General features: G+C 44.9%; 15 protein-coding genes and 2 pseudogenes. 7 read left to right on the plus strand and 10 right to left on the minus strand.

Features of this window, described 5'->3' with window-relative positions; genetic code table 11:
- Positions 1 to 4 precede the first annotated feature (4 nt).
- Entirely contained in the window at positions 5 to 1,240 is a 1,236-nt protein-coding gene (locus tag HMPREF2794_RS23635) for a site-specific integrase (protein ID WP_004348478.1), read from the minus strand.
- A gap of 353 nt (positions 1,241 to 1,593) precedes the next feature.
- On the opposite strand from HMPREF2794_RS23635, the gene HMPREF2794_RS23640 reads away from it, so the two are divergent.
- Complete coding sequence (locus HMPREF2794_RS23640) at positions 1,594 to 2,094, plus strand: DUF5035 domain-containing protein (protein WP_070752863.1); 501 nt, start codon at positions 1,594 to 1,596, stop codon at positions 2,092 to 2,094.
- Positions 2,095 to 2,192: 98 nt separating this feature from the next.
- On the opposite strand, the gene HMPREF2794_RS23645 is transcribed toward HMPREF2794_RS23640, so the two are convergent.
- The 3 genes from HMPREF2794_RS23645 to lysS form a co-directional block, all read right to left on the minus strand.
- Positions 2,193 to 3,530, minus strand: coding sequence for a glucose-6-phosphate isomerase (locus HMPREF2794_RS23645; RefSeq protein WP_070752865.1), 1,338 nt, complete (start codon positions 3,528 to 3,530; stop codon positions 2,193 to 2,195).
- Positions 3,531 to 3,552: 22 nt separating this feature from the next.
- Positions 3,553 to 4,548 carry an NAD(P)H-dependent glycerol-3-phosphate dehydrogenase gene (locus HMPREF2794_RS23650; protein WP_055271513.1) on the minus strand — a complete coding sequence of 332 codons (996 nt, stop codon included), beginning with the start codon at positions 4,546 to 4,548 and terminating at the stop codon, positions 3,553 to 3,555.
- Positions 4,549 to 4,636: 88 nt separating this feature from the next.
- The gene (gene lysS, locus HMPREF2794_RS23655) at positions 4,637 to 6,367 is read right to left on the minus strand and encodes a lysine--tRNA ligase (protein WP_055271510.1); all 1,731 of its coding nucleotides are present in this window, start codon (positions 6,365 to 6,367) and stop codon (positions 4,637 to 4,639) included.
- A 75-nt stretch (positions 6,368 to 6,442) separates the two neighbouring features.
- Between lysS and HMPREF2794_RS23660 the strand changes: the two genes are divergently transcribed.
- The gene (locus HMPREF2794_RS23660; protein WP_022302018.1) at positions 6,443 to 7,825 is read left to right on the plus strand and encodes an MATE family efflux transporter; all 1,383 of its coding nucleotides are present in this window, start codon (positions 6,443 to 6,445) and stop codon (positions 7,823 to 7,825) included.
- Here the strand turns inward: HMPREF2794_RS23660 and HMPREF2794_RS23665 are convergent.
- Entirely contained in the window at positions 7,806 to 8,672 is an 867-nt protein-coding gene (locus tag HMPREF2794_RS23665; protein WP_022302017.1) for a helix-turn-helix domain-containing protein, read from the minus strand. The two genes, HMPREF2794_RS23660 and HMPREF2794_RS23665, sit on opposite strands and share 20 nt — an antisense overlap.
- 180 nt (positions 8,673 to 8,852) lie before the next feature.
- On the opposite strand from HMPREF2794_RS23665, the gene HMPREF2794_RS23670 reads away from it, so the two are divergent.
- The 3 genes from HMPREF2794_RS23670 to HMPREF2794_RS23680 are packed head-to-tail and all read left to right on the plus strand — an operon-like array spanning position 8,853 to position 14,424.
- Positions 8,853 to 9,923: an efflux RND transporter periplasmic adaptor subunit gene (locus HMPREF2794_RS23670; protein WP_022302016.1), complete on the plus strand. Its 1,071-nt coding sequence runs from the start codon at positions 8,853 to 8,855 to the stop codon at positions 9,921 to 9,923.
- Complete coding sequence (locus HMPREF2794_RS23675) at positions 9,920 to 13,060, plus strand: efflux RND transporter permease subunit (protein ID WP_010539354.1); 3,141 nt, start codon at positions 9,920 to 9,922, stop codon at positions 13,058 to 13,060. Before HMPREF2794_RS23670 ends, HMPREF2794_RS23675 begins: the two co-directional genes overlap by 4 nt.
- Entirely contained in the window at positions 13,057 to 14,424 is a 1,368-nt protein-coding gene (locus HMPREF2794_RS23680) for a TolC family protein (RefSeq protein WP_022302015.1), read from the plus strand. Before HMPREF2794_RS23675 ends, HMPREF2794_RS23680 begins: the two co-directional genes overlap by 4 nt.
- A gap of 108 nt (positions 14,425 to 14,532) precedes the next feature.
- Here HMPREF2794_RS23680 and HMPREF2794_RS23685 read toward each other — a convergent pair whose 3' ends face one another.
- From HMPREF2794_RS23685 to HMPREF2794_RS23695, 3 genes and pseudogenes are all read right to left on the minus strand, one after another.
- Positions 14,533 to 14,967 (minus strand): DUF6078 family protein, encoded by a 435-nt coding sequence (locus HMPREF2794_RS23685; protein ID WP_010539352.1) that lies wholly within the window; start codon positions 14,965 to 14,967, stop codon positions 14,533 to 14,535.
- A 34-nt stretch (positions 14,968 to 15,001) separates the two neighbouring features.
- Positions 15,002 to 15,404: pseudogene (locus tag HMPREF2794_RS30020) on the minus strand (DUF86 domain-containing protein).
- Entirely contained in the window at positions 15,388 to 15,681 is a 294-nt protein-coding gene (locus tag HMPREF2794_RS23695; protein ID WP_055271853.1) for a nucleotidyltransferase family protein, read from the minus strand. Before HMPREF2794_RS23695 ends, HMPREF2794_RS30020 begins: the two are co-directional and overlap by 17 nt.
- A gap of 483 nt (positions 15,682 to 16,164) precedes the next feature.
- Between HMPREF2794_RS23695 and HMPREF2794_RS23700 the strand changes: the two genes are divergently transcribed.
- Positions 16,165 to 16,941: a hypothetical protein gene (locus tag HMPREF2794_RS23700; protein WP_022302013.1), complete on the plus strand. Its 777-nt coding sequence runs from the start codon at positions 16,165 to 16,167 to the stop codon at positions 16,939 to 16,941.
- Positions 16,942 to 17,062: 121 nt separating this feature from the next.
- On the opposite strand, the gene HMPREF2794_RS23705 is transcribed toward HMPREF2794_RS23700, so the two are convergent.
- Positions 17,063 to 18,172 (minus strand): glycoside hydrolase family 38 C-terminal domain-containing protein, encoded by a 1,110-nt coding sequence (locus HMPREF2794_RS23705; protein ID WP_234076538.1) that lies wholly within the window; start codon positions 18,170 to 18,172, stop codon positions 17,063 to 17,065.
- A gap of 125 nt (positions 18,173 to 18,297) precedes the next feature.
- Here HMPREF2794_RS23705 and HMPREF2794_RS23710 point away from each other — a divergent pair.
- Positions 18,298 to 18,618: pseudogene (locus HMPREF2794_RS23710) on the plus strand (GntR family transcriptional regulator); the annotation flags it as partial.
- Here the strand turns inward: HMPREF2794_RS23710 and HMPREF2794_RS23715 are convergent.
- Positions 18,615 to 19,205 carry a Crp/Fnr family transcriptional regulator gene (locus tag HMPREF2794_RS23715; RefSeq protein ID WP_070752898.1) on the minus strand — a complete coding sequence of 197 codons (591 nt, stop codon included), beginning with the start codon at positions 19,203 to 19,205 and terminating at the stop codon, positions 18,615 to 18,617. The pseudogene HMPREF2794_RS23710 and the gene HMPREF2794_RS23715 sit on opposite strands and share 4 nt — an antisense overlap.
- Positions 19,206 to 19,218: the final 13 nt, after the last annotated feature.

The following is a 19,218-nucleotide window of genomic DNA, read 5'->3' on the forward strand; positions in this document are numbered from 1 at the left end:
TTTTTTAGATGGTGCAACCTGCAAATTCCTCAACACTGTTCAACCTTGCGGCAAGGTTCTTCATGTCCTGATTGAGTTTTTCTTTGGTTATCTTCGCGTAAATCTGCGTCGTCTTTATGCTCTTGTGTCCGAGCATGGAGCTGACGGTTTCGATAGGTACGCCATTAGAGAGAAATACCGTCGTGGCTGCCGTGTGGCGGCTCTGATGCCACGTGATATGCTTGGTGATGCCGCAACGCTTGGCGACGGCACGGATACCGGCAAGGCACGTGTTATAATGCGGGACGGGGAATATCTTGCCGTTCTCGCACAGCCCACGGTATTTGCCGATTATGCGGTTGGCGATGTCAAGCAGGCGGATGTTGGACACCACGCCCGTTTTCTGGCGGTTGATGTTTATCCACTCGTGTTCGTCGAAGTAGGTGCGGATATTCTCTTCCGTGAGGTTGCGCATATCCGAGAACGACAACCCGGTGAAAGCGCAGAACAGGTAGAGGTCACGGTACAGTTCCTGTTTGGCGTTTTTCAGTTTCCCGTCCATCAGCAGGCGTATTTCCTCTTTGGTCAGAAAACTGCGTGTTGTTTCCTCCTTCTTGATTTCATACTCGCGGAACGGGTCGCGTGTCAGCCACTCGTTGTTGATGGCGATGAACACCATCGTCCGTAGCGGGCAGACGTACAGCCACACGGTATTGGTGCAGCAGTGTTTGTCCGTGCGCAGGAACATCTCGAAGTCGGAGATGAAAGCGGGGGTAAGCTCTTTCAGTGCGATGTCCTTCACATGGTAGCGGATGTCGAGGAACTCTTGCAGGTGCTTGTAAACGATACGGTACTTTTCCAGTGTACCTTTTGCTTTCATGCCTGCTTCCACCTGTTTCTCATAGTCCTCATTGTGACGACGGTACACCTGCATCAGCGTGTGGTAGCGGTGTTCCAGTCCGAGAAAAGCGTTCTTCACCTTCTCAGCCGTGACGAAGTTGTCACGTTCCATGATTTCCTGATAGTGCCTATTGATGCGCACCCGCATCTTGTCAAGCATACGGTTCGTTTCGAGTGCCGCCGCGCTTCTGCCTGTGACACGTCCACCTTTGGTGTCCCACAGTTTCGGATCGACTGTCAGCTTGCAGCTGAACTGCGTCTGGCTGCCGTCCACCGTGATGCGTCCCATGACGGGTACTGTCCCGTCCTTTTTCACTACCTGACGCTTGAGGTAATAGATTACTGAAAATGTACTCTTCATCGTCCTTAATTTTTTGGTTTCAAAATTAGTTGGTGAAGAGTCCGGTGTCGGTACGCAAAACGGGGAGGAACGGAGCAATCTTTTTCCGTAACCGAAATTTTTGCGTGAGTTATCGGTAACTCACTATTCCTTAACGTATTGTTTCGCTATCCGTACCCGTTTGTCGCATTTTCGGGCATGGTTACGAACAAGTAACGTTGCGGCGTCAGGATTTGGCTTCGGCAGGGATTGTAATGGCTTCACGAATTATCGCCACTTCAACTAAAACCCTTGTAACTCAATTCTATCACTATAACTTTCCGCATTTCACTTTTTTGTAGTAACTTTGTAGCATGATAAAACGAGTCGATAGCATGAAAAAAAGAGTATTGTTTCTGCTGCCATTGTTTCTAGGTGCTTGTTCGGATAGCGGAGAAAGCCCTGTTATCACGATAGAAAAGCTATATGTGAAAGTAGATCAGGGCGATGGAGAAACCAGTCGCGAAGACTATGCGAACCGAATGAGCGAATTGCCTGCTTTGAAAGTAGGAGATAAGGTGGACGCATTTTTGTCTTTGGATGGGAACGGAGCTGAACTGAAAGCTTTCCAGCTTCAGAATGGTGAAGAGATGAAGACTGAACTCCGTTATGAAAAAACGGAAGTTACTACCGAAGGAAATCTGACAGACGAAGAAAAAGGACAGTTACGCTTTAAAGATGGCGTGACAAAGACTAAGGTGCTGGTTCATGCCACTATTGAGCATGTAGATAAGAATGGTGACGTACAATTATCTTTTTATCTGTCTTCAAAAGCGGAGTGTGAAGGAGCGCAGGAAGTGATTGACTTAAGAACAGAAGTAAGGGAGGAAAAATAAACCCCGAAAAGGAGTGAATCACTTTTACGTTACGAAGGAAATATAATAAAAGAAGCGATCTCGGAGAGGTCGCTTCTTTTATTATATGATTTAGGATATTACAGTCTTGCCTGGATAGCTTTTGACTCTTCTTCGTATCCCGGTTTGTTCAGCAAAGCAAACATATTTTTCTTGTATGCTTCCACGCCCGGTTGGTTGAACGGATTCACGCCCAGCAGATAACCGCTGATACCGCATGCCTTTTCGAAGAAATACAGCAGGCCGCCGATATTATATTCGCTCAGTTCCGGAAGAACGATGCGCATATTGGGTACACCGCCGTCTACGTGAGCCAGTTGAGTTCCCAGTTCTGCCATCTTGTTCACTTCGTCTACCCGTTTGCCTGCCAGGAAGTTCAGGCCGTCGAGGTTAGCTTCGTCAGATGGAACTTCCAGTTTGTGGTTCACCTTATCTACAGAGATAACTGTTTCGAAGATAGAACGTTCACCTTCCTGAATCCACTGTCCCATAGAGTGGAGGTCAGTAGAGAAGTCTACGGCTGCAGGGAAGATACCTTTGTTATCTTTACCTTCAGATTCTCCGTACAGTTGCTTCCACCATTCGCTTACATAGTGCAGTTTCGGGCAGAAGTTGACAAGGATTTCAATTTTCTTGCCGTTTCTGTACAGCTCGTTACGGGTAGCAGCATAGATGGCAGCAGGGTTTTCGGCAAACGGAACGTCAGAGCCGCATGCTTTTTCCATATCTGCAGCACCGGCAACCAGTTTGTTGATATCGAATCCTGCCACTGCAATCGGCAGTAAACCAACCGGAGTCAATACAGAAAAACGTCCGCCTACGTTGTCCGGAATGATAAAGGTTTTGTATTCTTCCTTGTCGGCAGTAACGCGTGCGGCACCTTTCCTGGCGTCTGTGATGGCAACGATTACTTTTTTGGCAGTTTCTTTACCGCGCTGGTCTTCGCATTGTTTTTTCAACAGGCGGAAAGCAAGCGCCGTTTCGGTGGTAGTTCCTGATTTGGAAATATTGATAACACCGAATTTCTTGTCTTTCAGATATTCAGTAAGTTCGTACAGATAGTCTTCGCTGATGTTGTGTCCTGCGTAGATCATAACAGGAGCAGTTTTCTTTTCCTGCAGCCAAGTGAAGCTGTTGGACAGCGCTTCGATTACAGCACGTGCGCCCAGATAGCTACCACCGATACCTGCAACGATCACTACTTCACAGTTGTCTCTCAATACTTTTGCAGTAGCGTTCAGGTCAGCCAGATGTTCGTCGCTGATAGAAGAGGGAAGGTGCAACCATCCTAAGAAGTCGTTTCCTTTTCCTGTTCCTTTTTCCAGCATTTCCTGTGCGGCTTTTACCTCGGCTTCATAAGCAGAAACCTTCTCTTTGGAAATGAATCCAAATGTTTTTTCAATGTTCAAGCTAATCATATCTATAAGTTTTGAGTTATTCTTATCTAAAAGAATCAGTTAGCAATTTAATCTCAATCATTGGTGAGATGCGTTCGTACAAGATGTTGTACACGGCATCCAGTATCGGCATGTTGACATGGTGATGCTTGTTGATTTCTTTGATACACTTCGTACCGTAGTAACCTTCCGCGATCATTTCCATTTCAATCTGCGCACTTTTTACAGAATACCCTTTGCCTATCATCGAACCGAAGGTGCGGTTGCGGCTGAAGTTGGAGTATCCCGTCACTAATAAATCTCCTAAATAAACAGAATCATCCACATTTCTGTTCAGCGGGTGTACCGTATTCAGGAAACGGTTCATTTCCTGGATTGCATTTGAAATCAGTACAGCCTGGAAGTTGTCACCGTATTTCAGTCCGCTGCAGATACCGGCAGCGATGGCATATACGTTTTTGAGTACCGAACTGTATTCGATACCGGCTACATCGTCACTGACAGAGGTCTTGATGAAGCTGCTTCCCAGTCGGCGGGCGAAGATGCGCGCTTTGTCTTTGTCCGGGCAGGCGATGGTTAGATAAGAGAGGCGTTCCAGAGCTACTTCTTCTGCGTGGCAGGGACCTGCCAGTACAGCGATATTTTCGGGTGGTACACTATATTCTTTCGTGAAATATTCCGATACGATTACGTTGTCATCGGGTACGATTCCTTTGATAGCTGTGATAATGAACTTGTCCTTGATCTTCGTTTTCAGTTTCTTCAGATGAGCTTTCAGATAAGGAGAGGGGGTGACGAAAATCAGCGTATCCGATTCCTTCACAACATCATTGATGTTAGAACTGAAAGTGATACGCTTCGTGTCGAACTTCACCCCTGTCAGATAGGCGGGATTATGTCCAAGCCTCTTGAAATCAGCAATACGGTCATCTCGTCGCATATACCAATTGATAGAGTCTTCCTGAGCCAGACACATCTTTGCGATTGCTGTAGCCCAACTTCCTCCGCCCATTATCGCTATCTTACCGGGTAGTTTCATTTCTTTAATTAAAAATTAAGAATGAAGAATGAAGAATTATGAATGAAAAGCCGAAACGATTCTCCATTCTTAATTCTTCATTCTTAATTTATTTAAGTTTATTTATCCACTCGGTCACGTCGTTCACGCTTGGATTGTTCAGTTCTAATTTGTATTTTTTATTGATGCCGCAAATGTCCTGGTGTAGCTTTTGCGGATTGACATCTTTCATTTCTTCCACCGTATTGTATCCGGCTTTCTGGATTACCGGAACCCAGTCTTCTGCAATTCCCAGTTCCATGTATTTAGAAGCCGCGTCTTTTTTCACTACTTTTTCCGGACGCATTTGCGGGAAGAACAATACTTCCTGAATAGTGGTCTGTCCGGTCATCAGCATTACCAGACGGTCGATTCCGATACCGATACCTGATGTAGGAGGCATACCGTATTGCAGAGCACGCAGGAAGTCCTGATCGATAATCATTGCTTCATCATCTCCCTTGTCAGCCAGACGCATCTGTTCTTTGAAACGTTCTTCCTGATCGAGCGGATCATTCAATTCCGAGTAAGCGTTGGCTAGTTCTTTACCGTTTACCATCAATTCGAAACGTTCGGTCAGTCCCGGTTTAGAGCGGTGCATCTTCGTCAGCGGAGACATTTCAACCGGATAGTCAGTGATGAAAGTCGGTTGTATATAAGTGCCTTCGCAGAATTCGCCGAAGATTTCGTCGATCAGTTTGCCTTTGCCCATCGTGTCGTCGATTTCTTCCATCTTCAGCTCTTTGCAGACCTGACGGATTTCTTCTTCGCTCTTGCCGTTGAGGTCGTATCCTGTCTTTTCTTTGATAGCGTCCAGGATAGGCAGACGGCGGTAAGGAGCTTTAAAGCTGATTGTCTTTCCGTCTACAACGGTTTCGGTGCTTCCGTTCACGGCGATACAGATGCGTTCCAGCAACTTTTCAGTGAAGCTCATCATCCAGTTGTAGTCCTTGTACTGTACGTAAAGTTCCATACAAGTGAATTCGGGGTTGTGGGTTCTGTCCATTCCCTCGTTACGGAAGTTCTTTCCTATTTCGTATACACCTTCAAATCCTCCCACGATCAGTCGTTTCAGATAAAGTTCCGTTGCGATGCGCAGGTAGAGGTCTATATCCAGTGAGTTATGGTGAGTGATGAACGGACGTGCGCTTGCTCCGCCGGCGATGGATTGCAGGATCGGAGTTTCTACTTCCGTATATCCGGCTTCGTCGAGGGCGTTGCGCAGTGTTCTCACTACGGTGGCACGCTTTTCGAATGTCTCTTTGATGCCTTCGTTTACTACCAGGTCCACATAACGTTGGCGATAACGGAGTTCGGGATCTTCAAAAGAGTCGTAAGCTACGCCGTCTTTATATTTTACGATAGGCAGCGGTTTGATAGACTTGGCAAGTACGGTCAGTTTCTTGGCATGGATACTGATTTCGCCCATTTGTGTACGGAACACGAAACCTTCGATACCTACGAAGTCACCTAAGTCGAGCAGGCGTTTGAATACAGAGTTATATAATTCCTTGTCTTCTCCCGGACAGATGTCGTCACGTGTAATGTATACCTGTATACGACCTTTAGAGTCCTGCAGTTCGATGAACGAAGCCTTGCCCATCACGCGGCGGCTCATAATACGGCCCGCTACAGAAACCTGACGCGGTTCGTCTTCATCTTTGAATTCTGCTTTTATATCAGTAGAGAAAGCATTGGTTACATACTCTGCAGCGGGGTACGGATCGATACCCATTGCACGAAGCTCATTCAGACTATTGCGCCGAATAATTTCCTGTTCACTTAGTTCTAATATATTCATTTCGTTATGTATTAACTCAATTTTGGAGGCAAAAATACGAAACTTTTCTCATATATCCTGTAATCCGTCTCTTTTTTGTATCTTTGCGCCCTCAAAACAATAGGTATGACAGGACAAAAGACACCCACTGCGCTGGGTACGGAAAAGATCGGGAAGCTTTTAATGCAGTATGCCATTCCGGCAATTATCGCCATGACGGCGTCTTCTCTTTATAATATGGTAGATAGTATTTTCATCGGCCACGGGGTGGGGGCAATGGCTATTTCGGGGCTGGCACTTACGTTTCCGCTGATGAACCTTGCGGCGGCTTTCGGTTCGCTGGTAGGTGTGGGAGCGGCTACACTGGTATCGGTGAAGCTGGGACAGAAAGATTATGATACGGCACAACGGGTGCTTGGCAATGTGCTGGTATTAAATATTATCATCGGACTGGCTTTTACGGTTCTTACCCTGATGTTCCTCGATCCGATTCTTTACTTCTTCGGGGGAAGTGAGGCGACTGTCGGCTATGCCCGCGACTATATGGTGGTTATCCTCTGGGGAAATGTCATCACTCATCTATACCTGGGCTTGAATGCGGTACTTCGTTCCGCAGGGCATCCGCAGAAGGCGATGTATGCCACGATTGCTACCGTGGTCATTAATACGATACTCGACCCTATTTTTATTTACGGCTTCGGCTGGGGGATACAAGGCGCGGCTATCGCTACGATTACCGCACAGGTCATCGCACTTCTCTGGCAATTCAAATTGTTCAGTAATAAAGACGAACTCCTGCATTTTCATAAAGGCATTTTCCGTCTGAAGAAGAAGATTGTTTTTGATTCTCTGGCCATCGGTATGGCTCCCTTCCTGATGAATCTTGCCGCCTGCTTTATCGTCATCCTTATTAATAAGGGGCTGAAACAGCACGGAGGGGATCTGGCTATCGGAGCTTTCGGCATTGTCAACCGCCTGGTATTCTTTTTCGTTATGATTGTGATGGGTTTGAATCAGGGAATGCAGCCCATTGCCGGCTATAACTTCGGCGCCAAACAGTATCCGCGCGTGACGCAAGTGCTGAAAATAACGATTTATGCCGCGACCATTGTTACAACCATCGGTTTTCTGATGGGAATGTTTATTCCGCAACTGGCTGTTTCCATCTTTACGACGCACGAAGAATTGGTGAATATCTCGGCAAAGGGCTTACGGATTGTTGTGATGTTTTTCCCGATTGTCGGTTTTCAGATGGTGACTTCCAACTTTTTCCAGAGTATCGGCATGGCGAGCAAGGCTATCTTTCTCTCTATTTCCCGTCAGGTGCTTGTACTGATTCCTTGCCTGTTGATTCTTCCCCGGTTTTACGGGCAGCTCGGCGTGTGGATCAGTATGCCTATCTCTGATTTGATAGCCAGTCTGATTGCAGGAGGGATGCTTTGGTGGCAGTTCCGCCAGTTCAGGAAGGCAACTGCCTGATCTGTTTATTCCGATACTCTTTCGGAGAGACACCTACGTATTGCTTGAAATACTTACCGAAGAAAGATTGAGTCGGGAAATTCAGTTTTGTTGCAATTTCCTTGATGGTGAGATCGGAATTTTCGAGCAGTTGTTTGGCTTCGGTAATTACCATTTGTACAATCCATTGCAGGGCGGTACTACCGGATTTCTCTTTAATGACGGCAGAAAAGTACCGGGAAGAAAGGTATTGTTTGCCGGCATAGAAGGTAACGTCCCGTTCCTTCTGATAATAGCGGAAGAGGGTGATGACGAAGTTCTGAAAGATTTTATCCTTTTTGTCTTGCGATAAAGGTTTGAGAGGCTGGTTGGTAAAATAAACGTTCAGCAACTCATAGCATAAGGTTTGCCCCCATGATTTGATGAGCTCGGATATCAGATGCTGTCTTTGCAGCGGGATGTCATGTGCTTTTATATCCATTCGCTGTTGCAGGGCTTTGATTAATTGTTCCAGATAGCTGTATTGATATTCTGTAATTGAGAAACAGGGATTTTCCCGTAGATAGAGCAGGTTTTCCGAATTGACTATCTTATTAACGATCGGAATAATATAATTCAAATCCACCTCCAGCATAATCCCTTTTATATCCTTGCTGATACGCTGGATGCGCAAGAGACTGCCTGTCATATAAATGCAGACGCTTCCTTTACTTATTAAATACGACTTGTCACTCAGGGCAACTTCCACTTCTCCTTTCTGGCAAAAAAAGAAACCACACTTGTCTATGGTAGATATCATACAGCCTTCTTTTTCCGTAACATTCTCCGGAGATATTATAACATAACTAAAAGGTATCCGTTGTTCCATTTCCTCTTTGCTTTTGGGTGGTTTCTGTTGCAAAGAAACGAATAAATAAATACAAATAGCAAAGTATTTGAGGATTTTAAGTCGAAAAACCTGCAAATCGGACAATTTATAGCTTAAATCAACCTTTTTACTTTTATCTGCTTGGGATACTTTTGCATGAACTAAATAACAAATGAAAATATGAAACGATTCAACTTTTTATTAACAGGAATTTTAGTCGTTTTGTTGGCGTCTTGCAGCCAACGTACACAGATTACAGATAGCAAACCTACAGTGAAGATTGATACTGTATTTTCTGCCGACGGACAGACGGCTTTGCAATTTCCCGGACGGGTGAAGGCGGCGCAGGATATAAGTTTGTCATTCCGTGTAAGCGGAACTATATTGCGTATGCACGTCAACGACGGAACGTATGTGCGCAAAGGACAGCTGCTTGCCGAACTGGACCCTGCTGATTATCAGATTCAGCTGGATGCTGCGGAAGCGGAGTATCAAAGTGTGAAGGCGGAGGCGGAGCGTGTGATGGCACTTTATAAGGAGAATGTAACGACTCCCGACGCCAATGATAAAGCGATGTACGGGTTGAAACAGATAACCGCCAAGTACAATCATGCGAAAGATCAGCTGGAATATACCCGTCTGTATGCTCCTTTCAGCGGATATGTACAGAAACGTCTTTTCGATTCCCATGAGACTATTGCGGCCGGTATGCCCGTTGTCTCCATTATCAGCGAGGGGACACCGGAGGTGGAAATTAATCTTCCGGCAGTAGAATATATCCGTCGCCGGCAGTTCACCGGCTACACTTGTACGTTCGACATTTATCCCGGTCAGGAGTATGCGCTCGATCTGATAAATGTCACCCCTAAAGCGAATGCCAATCAACTGTATACGATGCGTTTGCAGTTGAAGAAAGGTGAAGCGCAGGCGCTTCCTTCCCCCGGAATGAATACAATGGTCACTATAGAATGTACCGAAGGGGAAGTGCGTCATCTGTCCGTTCCTACGGGTGCGGTTCTTCGTGACAAGGGGACGGCGAGTGTTTTCCTTTATGATGCTTCCAGCCGGACCATCCGTCGTTGTGATGTGACAGTCACCCGTTTGCTGGGCAGCGGCAGGTGCCTGGTGACTGCGGAGGGCTTGAAGCCCGGTGACTTGATTGTTGCTTCGGGAGTGCACCATGTGAAAGACGGAGAGCAGGTAGAACCCCTTTTGCCTGCTTCTAAAACCAATGTGGGAGGATTGCTATGATCGATATAAGTAAATGGGCATTTGAAAATAAGAAGTTAATTTACTTCTTGATTGCGGTGCTGATAGTCGGAGGAGCTTATTCCAGCTATGAAATGAGTAAGCTGGAAGACCCGGAAGTAACGGTGAAAGTCGCCATGGTAGTGACTACCTATCCCGGAGCTTCCGCACATCAGGTGGAACTGGAAGTGACGGATGTACTTGAAAAGAATATCCGTACAATGGGGAATATAGATAATGTAGAAAGTTATTCTTACAACGATCTCTCCCTGATTCAGGTGGAATTGAAAACGACCGTCAAGGAGGCAGATGTGGAACAATGCTGGGATTTGTTGCGGCGTAAGGTAGCGAATGCACAGGCTGAACTTCCCGAAGGTGCTGCTACTCCCCTTGTGAAAGATGATTTCGGAAATGTGTACGGTATGTTTTATGCGCTGACAGGAGACGGATTGCAGGACAGGGAACTGTCTGATTATGCCGAACTGATAAAGCGGGAAGTCAGCGAACTGGACGGAGTGGAACGGGTTGACTTGTATGGAAAGCGTGAGGAATGCATCAACATCTCTTTACTGCAGGACCGGATGGCGAATCTGGGCGTGAAACCTGCCGAAGTTCTCGCTACTTTGAACGGACAGAATAAAACCACTTATACCGGATACTACGATAATGGCGATAACCGCATTCGGGTGACGGTGAGTGACAAGTTCAAGACGGTGGAAGACATCGGACGTATGCTGATTCAGGGGCACGATGATGACCAGTTACGTTTGAGTGACATCGCCCGAATTGAGAAAGATTATGAGAATCCTACCCGCAATGAACTCTTTTATGACCGGCAGCGTGCCATGGGAATACTGATTGCGGCTTCTTCCGGTTCGGATATCATCAAGATTGGCAAACGGGTAGAACAGAAACTGGACGAATTGAAAGCAGAGCGGCTTCCGACAGGAGTGGAGTGTCATAAAGTATTCTACCAGCCGGAACGTGTATCCGGTTCGTTGGGAACATTCATTCTTAATCTGATTGAATCGGTCATTATCGTAGTTGTCATTCTGATGATAACGATGGGATTCAAGAGTGGAGTTATTATCGGAATCAGTCTGGTGGTAACGGTGTTCGGCTCCTTTCTGTTCCTGTATTTTGTGGATGGCACGATGCAACGGGTTTCGCTGGCGTCATTTGTGCTTGCTATGGGGATGCTGGTTGATAATGCGATTGTTATTATTGACGGTATACTGGTCGATCTGAAAGCAGGCAAGAGCCGTATGGAGGCAATGACCGCTATCGGGCGGCAGACTGCGATGCCTTTGCTCGGAGCCACTTTGATTGCTATCATTGCTTTCCTGCCTATCTTCATGTCTCCCGATACCGCAGGGGTATATACGCGCGACTTATTTATCGTGCTGGCGGTTTCGTTACTGCTTAGCTGGGTATTGGCTCTGGTGCACGTACCGTTGATGGCCAACCGAATTTTGCATCCCGAAGTTTCGAAAGAAGCGTCAACTACCGGAAAACGAGTGTATGAAGGAAAGATTTATGCCGTCCTGCGCTCCTTGCTGCGGTTTAGTCTGGCTCATCGCTGGAGTTTTGTCTTTGCGATGGTAGCGTTGGTTGTTCTTTCAGCTTTCAGCTATCGGTTCATGAAACAAGGTTTCTTTCCGGATATGGTGTACGATCAGCTTTATATGGAATATAAACTGCCGGAAGGAACAAATTATACCCGTGTCACACGTGACTTGGAAGAGATTGAAGCCTATCTGAAAACTCGTCCGGAAGTGACCCATGTCACAGCTTCCGTCGGTGGTACACCCGGTCGTTATAATTTGGTGCGTAACATAGCCAATCCTTCTTTGGCATACGGTGAATTGATTATAGATTTTACTTCTCCCGATGCATTGGTGGATAATATGCCCGAGATTCAGCAATATCTTTCGTCTCGTTACCCCGATGCCTACGTGAAACTGAACCGTTATAACCTGATGTTCAAGAAATATCCGATCGAGGCACAGTTTACGGGGCCGGACCCGGTTGTTTTGCATCAATTGGCAGACAGTGCCCGCAGCATTATGGAAAGCTGTCCGGATGTATATCTGATAACTACGGACTGGGAGCCGCAGATTCCCGTGCTGACCATTGAATATGACCAGCCGACTGCCCGCGCTATCGGACTAAGCCGTAATGATGTAAGCCTCTCGTTGCTTTCGGCCACCAGTGGCATTCCCATCGGTTCTTTCCACGAAGGAATCCATCGGGACAATATTTATCTGCGCTGCCTTGACGAACAGGGAAGACCGATTGAGGATTTGGATAACACGCAAATATTTTCTTCTCTTCCTTCTTTGAATGGCTTGTTGACGCAGGAGATGATGATGAAACTGAAAACGGGAACGCTTTCAAAAGACGAATTGGTAGAAACCTTGATGGGAACTACTCCGTTGAAACAGATCAGCAAGCGGATCGATGTACAATGGGAAGATCCCGTAGTCCCTCGCTATAACGGGCAACGTAGCCAGCGTGTGCAGTGTTCGCCTGTTCCGGGAATAGAAACAGAGAAGGCACGCCAGTCCATTGCCGCGCAGATAGAGCAGATCCCATTGCCCGACGGTTATAAACTGCAATGGCAGGGTGAAAGGAATGCCAGTACGAAATCCATGCAGTATTTGTTCAAGAACTTCCCGTTTGCCATTATTCTGATGATCTCGATACTGATTATGCTGTTTAAAGACTATCGTAAGCCGATTATCATTTTCTGCTGCATACCGTTGGTTTTTGTCGGTGTAGTCGCCGTGATGTTGCTGACAGGGAAGACATTCAATTTTGTGGCGATTGTCGGCACATTGGGATTGATCGGTATGATTATAAAGAACGGGATTGTGCTGATGGATGAAATTACGTTGCAGATCAGTCAGGGAGTAGAACCGGTCACTGCGTTGATCGATAGCGCCCAGAGCCGTCTCCGTCCGGTGATGATGGCTTCGCTGACCACTATTCTGGGAATGATTCCGCTGTTGCCCGATGCCATGTTCGGCTCGTTGGCAGCTTCTATCATGGGGGGATTGCTGTTTGGCACGCTCATCACGTTGCTCTTTATCCCGATTCTGTATGCATTATTCTTTCATATCAAAAAGACAGACAAATGAAAAAAGAATTTCTTGTAGCTGTTAGTGTTTTGTTTGGAATGGCGGCTTCTCTTTCTGTTTCGGCACAAGAGAAGCTCAGCCTGAAACAATGCCGTGAAATGGCTCTAAAATATAACAAGGAAATGGCTGCTGCCGATAAACAGACAGAGGCCGCCCGGCTGATGTCTCTCAGCTATAAAGCTAACTTCTTCCCCAATTTTACAGCAAGCGGAACCGGACTGTATAGTACGGCAGACGGCAGCTTGGGCATTCAGGGTGGAAATCTGCCGGTATTCCTGCCCGATCCCGCTACTGGAGAGTTGGTAACAAGCGGTTATGCTTATTTCCCCGGATTGAATCTGGACTATAAAGTCGGGACCGTCTATACAGGCGGAGTACAAGTGGAACAACCGCTTTATATGGGCGGAAAGATTCGCGCCGCCTATAAAATGTCATTGCTCGGCAAGGAAATGGCACATCTGAATGAGGAACTGACTGCATCCGAAGTGATTCTGAATACAGACAAGGCTTATGTGCAACTGGTGAAAGCCAAAGAAATGAAGAAAGTGGCGGAGAAATATCATGTGTTGCTCAATGAGCTGTTTCGGAATGTGAAGAGTGCCCATCAGCATGGCATGAAACCTCAGAATGATGTGTTGAAGGTACAAGTGAAACTTAACGAGAGTGAGCTGGCATTGCGCAAGGCGGATAATGCGCTCCGTCTTGCCGGCATGAATCTTTGCCATTATATCGGTCGGCCTCTGACAGCGGGGATTGATATCTCGGATGAATTTCCGGAAGTGGAGCAAGAGTGGAAGACACAGGTTGCCGATATCAGTGCCCGTCCCGAATATGGTATTCTGAATAAACAGATCGCCATGGCCGAGCAGCAGGTAAAGCTGAATCGGAGCGAACTGCTGCCACGTGTGGGAGTGAAGGGAAGTTATGACTATCTCCATGGATTGGAAATCAATGACGAAACTTTGATGAAAAAAGGATCATTCTCCGTCTTTCTGAATGTTTCAGTACCTCTGTTTCATTTTGGCGAACGTATGAATAAGGTGCGCTCTGCCAAGGTAAAATTGGAACAGACTCGTCTTGAACAGGAAAATGCCAATGAAAAGATGTTGCTTGAATTGACGCAGGCCACTAATAATCTGGATGAGGCCCGACTGGAATGCGAGCTTTCAGAACGTTCGCTGGAACAGGCGGAAGAGAATATGAAAGTCAGCGGCAAACAGTATGAGGTGGGATTGGAAACCCTTTCGGATTATCTGGAAGCGCAAGTTATGTGGCAACAGGCGTATCAGACGAAAGTGGATGCCCATTTTCAGTTGTATGTAAACTATGTGGCTTACTTGAAAGCGGCGGGACAACTGCAATAAAATTCTCAAACTATTCTCATCGCCTTGAGAAAAAATACTCATTGCGATGAGAAAAAATACTCATGCCTATGAGAATACTTTCTCAAAGGGGTGAGAATAATTCTGCTTCTACCAATCGTATTTCTCGATGTATATATCGAAGGTCGGTTCATATTTTATTCCGTGTTTTATGAAGATAGCGGCAATCTGTTTTTGTTCCTCGGGATGTAACAGGCGCTCTTTGTTACGGATACGATAATACATACTGCGCCCCATCAGAGAGTATATCTCTTTGCGTATGATGACTGCTGTGGCATGCGGGATGTTGTCGAGCAAATGATCCATTCCCGAGGCAAAGAGTGACGTGCGGAATGGTTTGAAAAAAGTACAGTTATTTTCGTTGCCTGTAATGTGAGATGGATTGACTACCGAATAATAAGGGAGGGTTTGGGGCATACATAATGTAGCCTGATAGCGGAGGCATTTGTTGTGGCGTGGGCATTTGTTGTGGGTACAGTATAAATAATTCTTAGGGATGTCATTAAAGTCTATCTGTGTGTTCATGATTCTTGAATGCTTTTATAGTTTGTTGTTGCTTTTAAAAAAGAAAGTCGTATTTACCGTTTTCTATGTCTATGACTATATTATTCAGAGTAGTGAGCAGAGGTGGTATACCTATTTTAATAGTATTGAAAATAGCTTCTGGATCAATAGCAGCATATTCATGTGAGAGAATATTGCGTAGACCTATTATTCGTTTCCAAGGAATTTTATTATTAGTTCACTATAAATTTTTCTTCTGTTAAATTATCGATTTGCCTAACCGTTTCTCCTATTGTCTGAAGGTACATACAGGTCGAATTAAATAAAACCATGCCAGAGTCGGAAGTTAAGAAGTCATGATGTGAATTTAGATGTTTCGTGGTTCTTTCGATGAAAGAACCTTGTTCTTCCACGAATCGTAACATTCCTACTATTTTTTCTTTAGATATAGATCGCATCTTGCTCTAAGCTTTTTCGGAAGAAATTACGCATGATAGCACCTGATGAAATAACATCCACTTTGGTGCTGAGTATCTTTTCTAAATCTTCCTTTATGTCCAATATTATGAAATAATTAGGTTCTTGTAACTTTATACAAATATCAATGTCGCTATTTTCGTCGTGCTCACCTCTGGCAGCGGAACCAAACAACCCTAAAGTGATGATTCCGTATTTCTCAGCATAGTGTGCCTTGAAATCGCGTAATATATCAAGTATTTCAGCAGTTGTTTTCATCTTTTATTCATATTCTGATTACTGGAACAAAGATAGCAATAATTTTGATATAAAGAAGAAATGAGGAGCGATAACCTGCTTTGATTTCTTATCTGTTAAATAAGCAGATGAAACCGTACAGAATCTATTTTGGTCTCTGATTTCCCCAAACATTTATTAGCCTCTTTTGTTGTTTTCCGAAAACTATTTGTAACTTTGTCATCGGAACGTAGCATACCGTTTAAAGGTGTGCGATTGCGCGTTTCCTCGGCTAATAGGAAATTGTAACGGATTTTTTTGATGTATGCCGGGAAGACGCCTGTACTTCTATGACTTCTCATAGGGTACGGGGTGTCTGCCCGTATACATCAGGTAGCCGTTACTACCTCCTATTAGCGGGATGTGACAGCTCCGTACTCTTTTATAATATAAAAGGTACGGAACTAGGTAAGAGTATTAACTTAGTTCCGTTTTTTTATGTCCTATTGGCTCACAACAAAACAAATGTCTGAAAGACATGGCGTTCAGGAAGCAACTCTGCGAAACTGGGCGAATCTCGGTTACATCACCAGTTCACGAATCAACAACCAGTTGTTTCTGGACGATGAAAGTCTGACTGCTTATCTCGAAGCTCACAAAAGGCTTGGATTGCAAGCAGATTATCTGGCAAAGATTGTGGAAGAGAAAAAGCTGGAACGCGACTTTATTATTTCCAGATATGATGATCTACTATATGTATTGCGAACACAGAAGACGTGTAAACCTCTATATGAAATCATTATTCGTGAACTTTCCCAATTGATTGTTCATCCCGGAGCCCGTGATATTTTCTATTCCATCTCTATGGGGGAATCAATAGAGAAAGTTGCCGGTCGGCATCGAATTACTTATGGCAGGGCGTTACAGATTTATAATTCTCATCTCAGAGGGTTGAAAGTAAGAAAGAACGTGCTGGCTACTTATCGGAAACATATTATAGATGCCCGTTTTCAGTCTTTGGCGGATAAAAGCAAGAATATAAATTTGAATCAGGAAGAAAGAATTCTCCAATTGTCTGTCGGCAAGGTGGCCAATACGAGGCTGACTAATGTCTTGTATAAAGAAGAAATCCGGACGGTAGGGCAACTGCTGGAATTAGTATCGGGAAAGGGATGGAGATGGCTGCTGAAAATGGAAGGCGTAGGGAGGGTTTCTTATGACCGCTTGCTGTCCAATCTTCAGTTGGCGGAAGTGGTCGATGAAAGTTTGGAGCAGATACTTTCCAGTCGCTCTGACAGATGATGAGGGGGGCAAAAGTCAATAGTATTAGGAGAGTTGCTACTGACTTTTGACATCTCCTCATCTCTTTGTGGTGATGATTCTTCCGTTTTTTTAGGGTAGACTACGCATTTGATTCTTTTGATTAAAAACGTTTTATCTTTATAAATTTATTCTGGTACCCCTCAAATATATGCTCTGACGTTTCATTTTCCAATTTCTCTTCAATAGCATTTACTATTGTGAAGAGGACGGTTTGCCCGTCTTCATTTAAAATCCTGAGGTTGGTTCTCTTTCCATCTATCTCTCTAATGTTCAGTAGTATGTAACCTTCTTCTTTAGAGGGGGTACATGAAGTCATCAGGAAATTGTCTTTCTCAAAATGGAAGGCTGAGTACTCTGTGGGTTTATGATTCTCTGTTCCTGTCGGCATTACCCGGGCATATAGAGGAATACGTGAGCTCCAGCCAAACTTGGTAGCAAGGTTGTTAGATGGGGCAACGGAAGAGGTCAGATGGTAACTCCAACGGAACTCTCCTTCTTGGGAAGCTTTGAAGTTGGTATTCCAGTAATTATTCATCACCCACGAGTAGACATGAGGCCTTTCGTACTGTTTCTGATATTGAAATTTTCCGAGGTTTATGTCTCCTAGTTGATAGAGGGGGATGAGGCTGCTTCCTATAATAATTTGCGCCCGATTATTTTGTACCGATACAAAGTTTTGAACAGTATTCCAGTCTGTAGATGTCCCTTCCAGTTGATTCTTGCCAGATATAACTGTTCCGCCCTGAACGTCGAATGCCAGTTTCCCTTCGGGCAGTTGGAAGGGAAATGCAACGTATATCCCTGAGGGCTCCGTCTCCGGCAGACGCTTGATTGCGTACTCCAGTTCTATTCGTTTGGTATCATGATATAATTTAATCTCCAGATTGACCCCAAATGCTTCGTCTGTTCCTGGAGATTTTCCCTGCAACAGGATACGTTGATAAATAGGTCCATTCGAACTGTCAATGATCCGGCACTCGCTCAATCCTGTTCTGTTGTAATTATAGATAAAAGCACCCAGTTCCCATGGAGACGAACTATCGACCAGTTCACAATTCAATTCTTTATCATACAAACTTTGGATCGTTCCTTTGTCCGGGTTGAGTTGTAGTTTGTAGAAATGATTTTCGATACTGGCATTGTTTATTGTAACAGTTCCTGTATCAGTAGACGGTTGTTTGAAGACAATCTCAAACGTCTTGTATCCCATAGGTGGAATATCCTCTGCGAAAATTGCATAGTAGCACCCTTCTCTGCGATAACGGATCGGTTGGACTTTCAACGAATGTCCTTGAAAGTCTGTTATTTCGAAGAATTGGTTTCGGGGGATCACTTCAAAATCAATATCCTTTCGTATATTTTATATCTTACTTTAATCCTAAGATTGGTTTGACAGGAAGTGAGGACTTTTCTCGTCCCCTTTATGAAATATTAGAAAGAGATTATCATGCGATAGCAAAAGTTTCTAAGGAAGATATAAGTGCTAGATTAGCCGATAAATATATTGCTAATAAACTTGAGATAAAGGTGGGAGATCCAATTCTTGTACGCAAAAGATTTGTTTATGATCCGGATGGATGCCCACTAGAATGGAATATAGGTTATTATCGTGCTGATAGTTTTACATATTCACTTGAGTTTGAAAGAAATATTTAATCTGTCATTACGATGTTGTTTGTTACTATCTCCGCCCGAATCCTGCTGAGCGACTGCGGTGTGATCCACAAATAAGATGCTATATGTTTTAGAGGTACATATTGCAATAATTCCGGTGTCTCTTTGATGAGATTCAGGTAGCGTTCCTTGGCCCGTGGACTTCCGGAGTTTATGAGCCAGTTCTCTTGTTGTAGGAATTGATGATCCATGAGTCGGAGTCCCAGGTTGGCAAGCCCGATAGATGAGGAAAACAACTGATTCAGGGCAGCGCGGGAGATACAGTAAGCCACGCTGTCACACATTGCCTGAATATTTACCAGCGAATAGGCGTTGTCTACATATCCCCAGACGGAGAAGGCAGCCTCTCCGTCCGAAGCGAACCAGATGGTTGTTTCTTCTCCGTCTTTGTGGTAATATGCCCGCCAGATTCCATTCCGTATAAAGTAAAGGTTACTATTCTTTGTCCCTTCTCGTACAATCAGTTCTCTTTTTTTGAAGTGTACTTCTTCCATGCAATCCAGTAAGGACTGCACATCGGCTTCCGATACTTTGTATCTGCTGCAAAGCTTTTTGATGAATGTTTCCATAGTGCAAAGATAC

It is taken from the genome of Bacteroides sp. HMSC067B03 (assembly GCF_001811315.1).
Taxonomy (GTDB): Bacteria; Bacteroidota; Bacteroidia; order Bacteroidales; family Bacteroidaceae; genus Bacteroides; species Bacteroides faecis.

What these genes read in the sequence shown, in the direction of transcription:
- HMPREF2794_RS23685 (WP_010539352.1), bottom strand. Translation starts at nt 14,967, where the DNA reads ATGAACACACAGATAGACTTTAATGACATCCCTAAGAATTATTTATAC.
- HMPREF2794_RS23675 (WP_010539354.1), top strand. Translation starts at nt 9,920, where the DNA reads ATGATCGATATAAGTAAATGGGCATTTGAAAATAAGAAGTTAATTTAC.
- HMPREF2794_RS23645 (WP_070752865.1), bottom strand. Translation starts at nt 3,530, where the DNA reads ATGATTAGCTTGAACATTGAAAAAACATTTGGATTCATTTCCAAAGAG.
- HMPREF2794_RS23635 (WP_004348478.1), bottom strand. Translation starts at nt 1,240, where the DNA reads ATGAAGAGTACATTTTCAGTAATCTATTACCTCAAGCGTCAGGTAGTG.
- HMPREF2794_RS23650 (WP_055271513.1), bottom strand. Translation starts at nt 4,548, where the DNA reads ATGAAACTACCCGGTAAGATAGCGATAATGGGCGGAGGAAGTTGGGCT.
- HMPREF2794_RS23705 (WP_234076538.1), bottom strand. Translation starts at nt 18,172, where the DNA reads ATGGGATACAAGACGTTTGAGATTGTCTTCAAACAACCGTCTACTGAT.
- HMPREF2794_RS23670 (WP_022302016.1), top strand. Translation starts at nt 8,853, where the DNA reads ATGAAACGATTCAACTTTTTATTAACAGGAATTTTAGTCGTTTTGTTG.
- HMPREF2794_RS23700 (WP_022302013.1), top strand. Translation starts at nt 16,165, where the DNA reads ATGTCTGAAAGACATGGCGTTCAGGAAGCAACTCTGCGAAACTGGGCG.
- HMPREF2794_RS23680 (WP_022302015.1), top strand. Translation starts at nt 13,057, where the DNA reads ATGAAAAAAGAATTTCTTGTAGCTGTTAGTGTTTTGTTTGGAATGGCG.
- HMPREF2794_RS23640 (WP_070752863.1), top strand. Translation starts at nt 1,594, where the DNA reads ATGAAAAAAAGAGTATTGTTTCTGCTGCCATTGTTTCTAGGTGCTTGT.
- lysS (WP_055271510.1), bottom strand. Translation starts at nt 6,367, where the DNA reads ATGAATATATTAGAACTAAGTGAACAGGAAATTATTCGGCGCAATAGT.
- HMPREF2794_RS23665 (WP_022302017.1), bottom strand. Translation starts at nt 8,672, where the DNA reads ATGGAACAACGGATACCTTTTAGTTATGTTATAATATCTCCGGAGAAT.
- HMPREF2794_RS23715 (WP_070752898.1), bottom strand. Translation starts at nt 19,205, where the DNA reads ATGGAAACATTCATCAAAAAGCTTTGCAGCAGATACAAAGTATCGGAA.
- HMPREF2794_RS23695 (WP_055271853.1), bottom strand. Translation starts at nt 15,681, where the DNA reads ATGAAAACAACTGCTGAAATACTTGATATATTACGCGATTTCAAGGCA.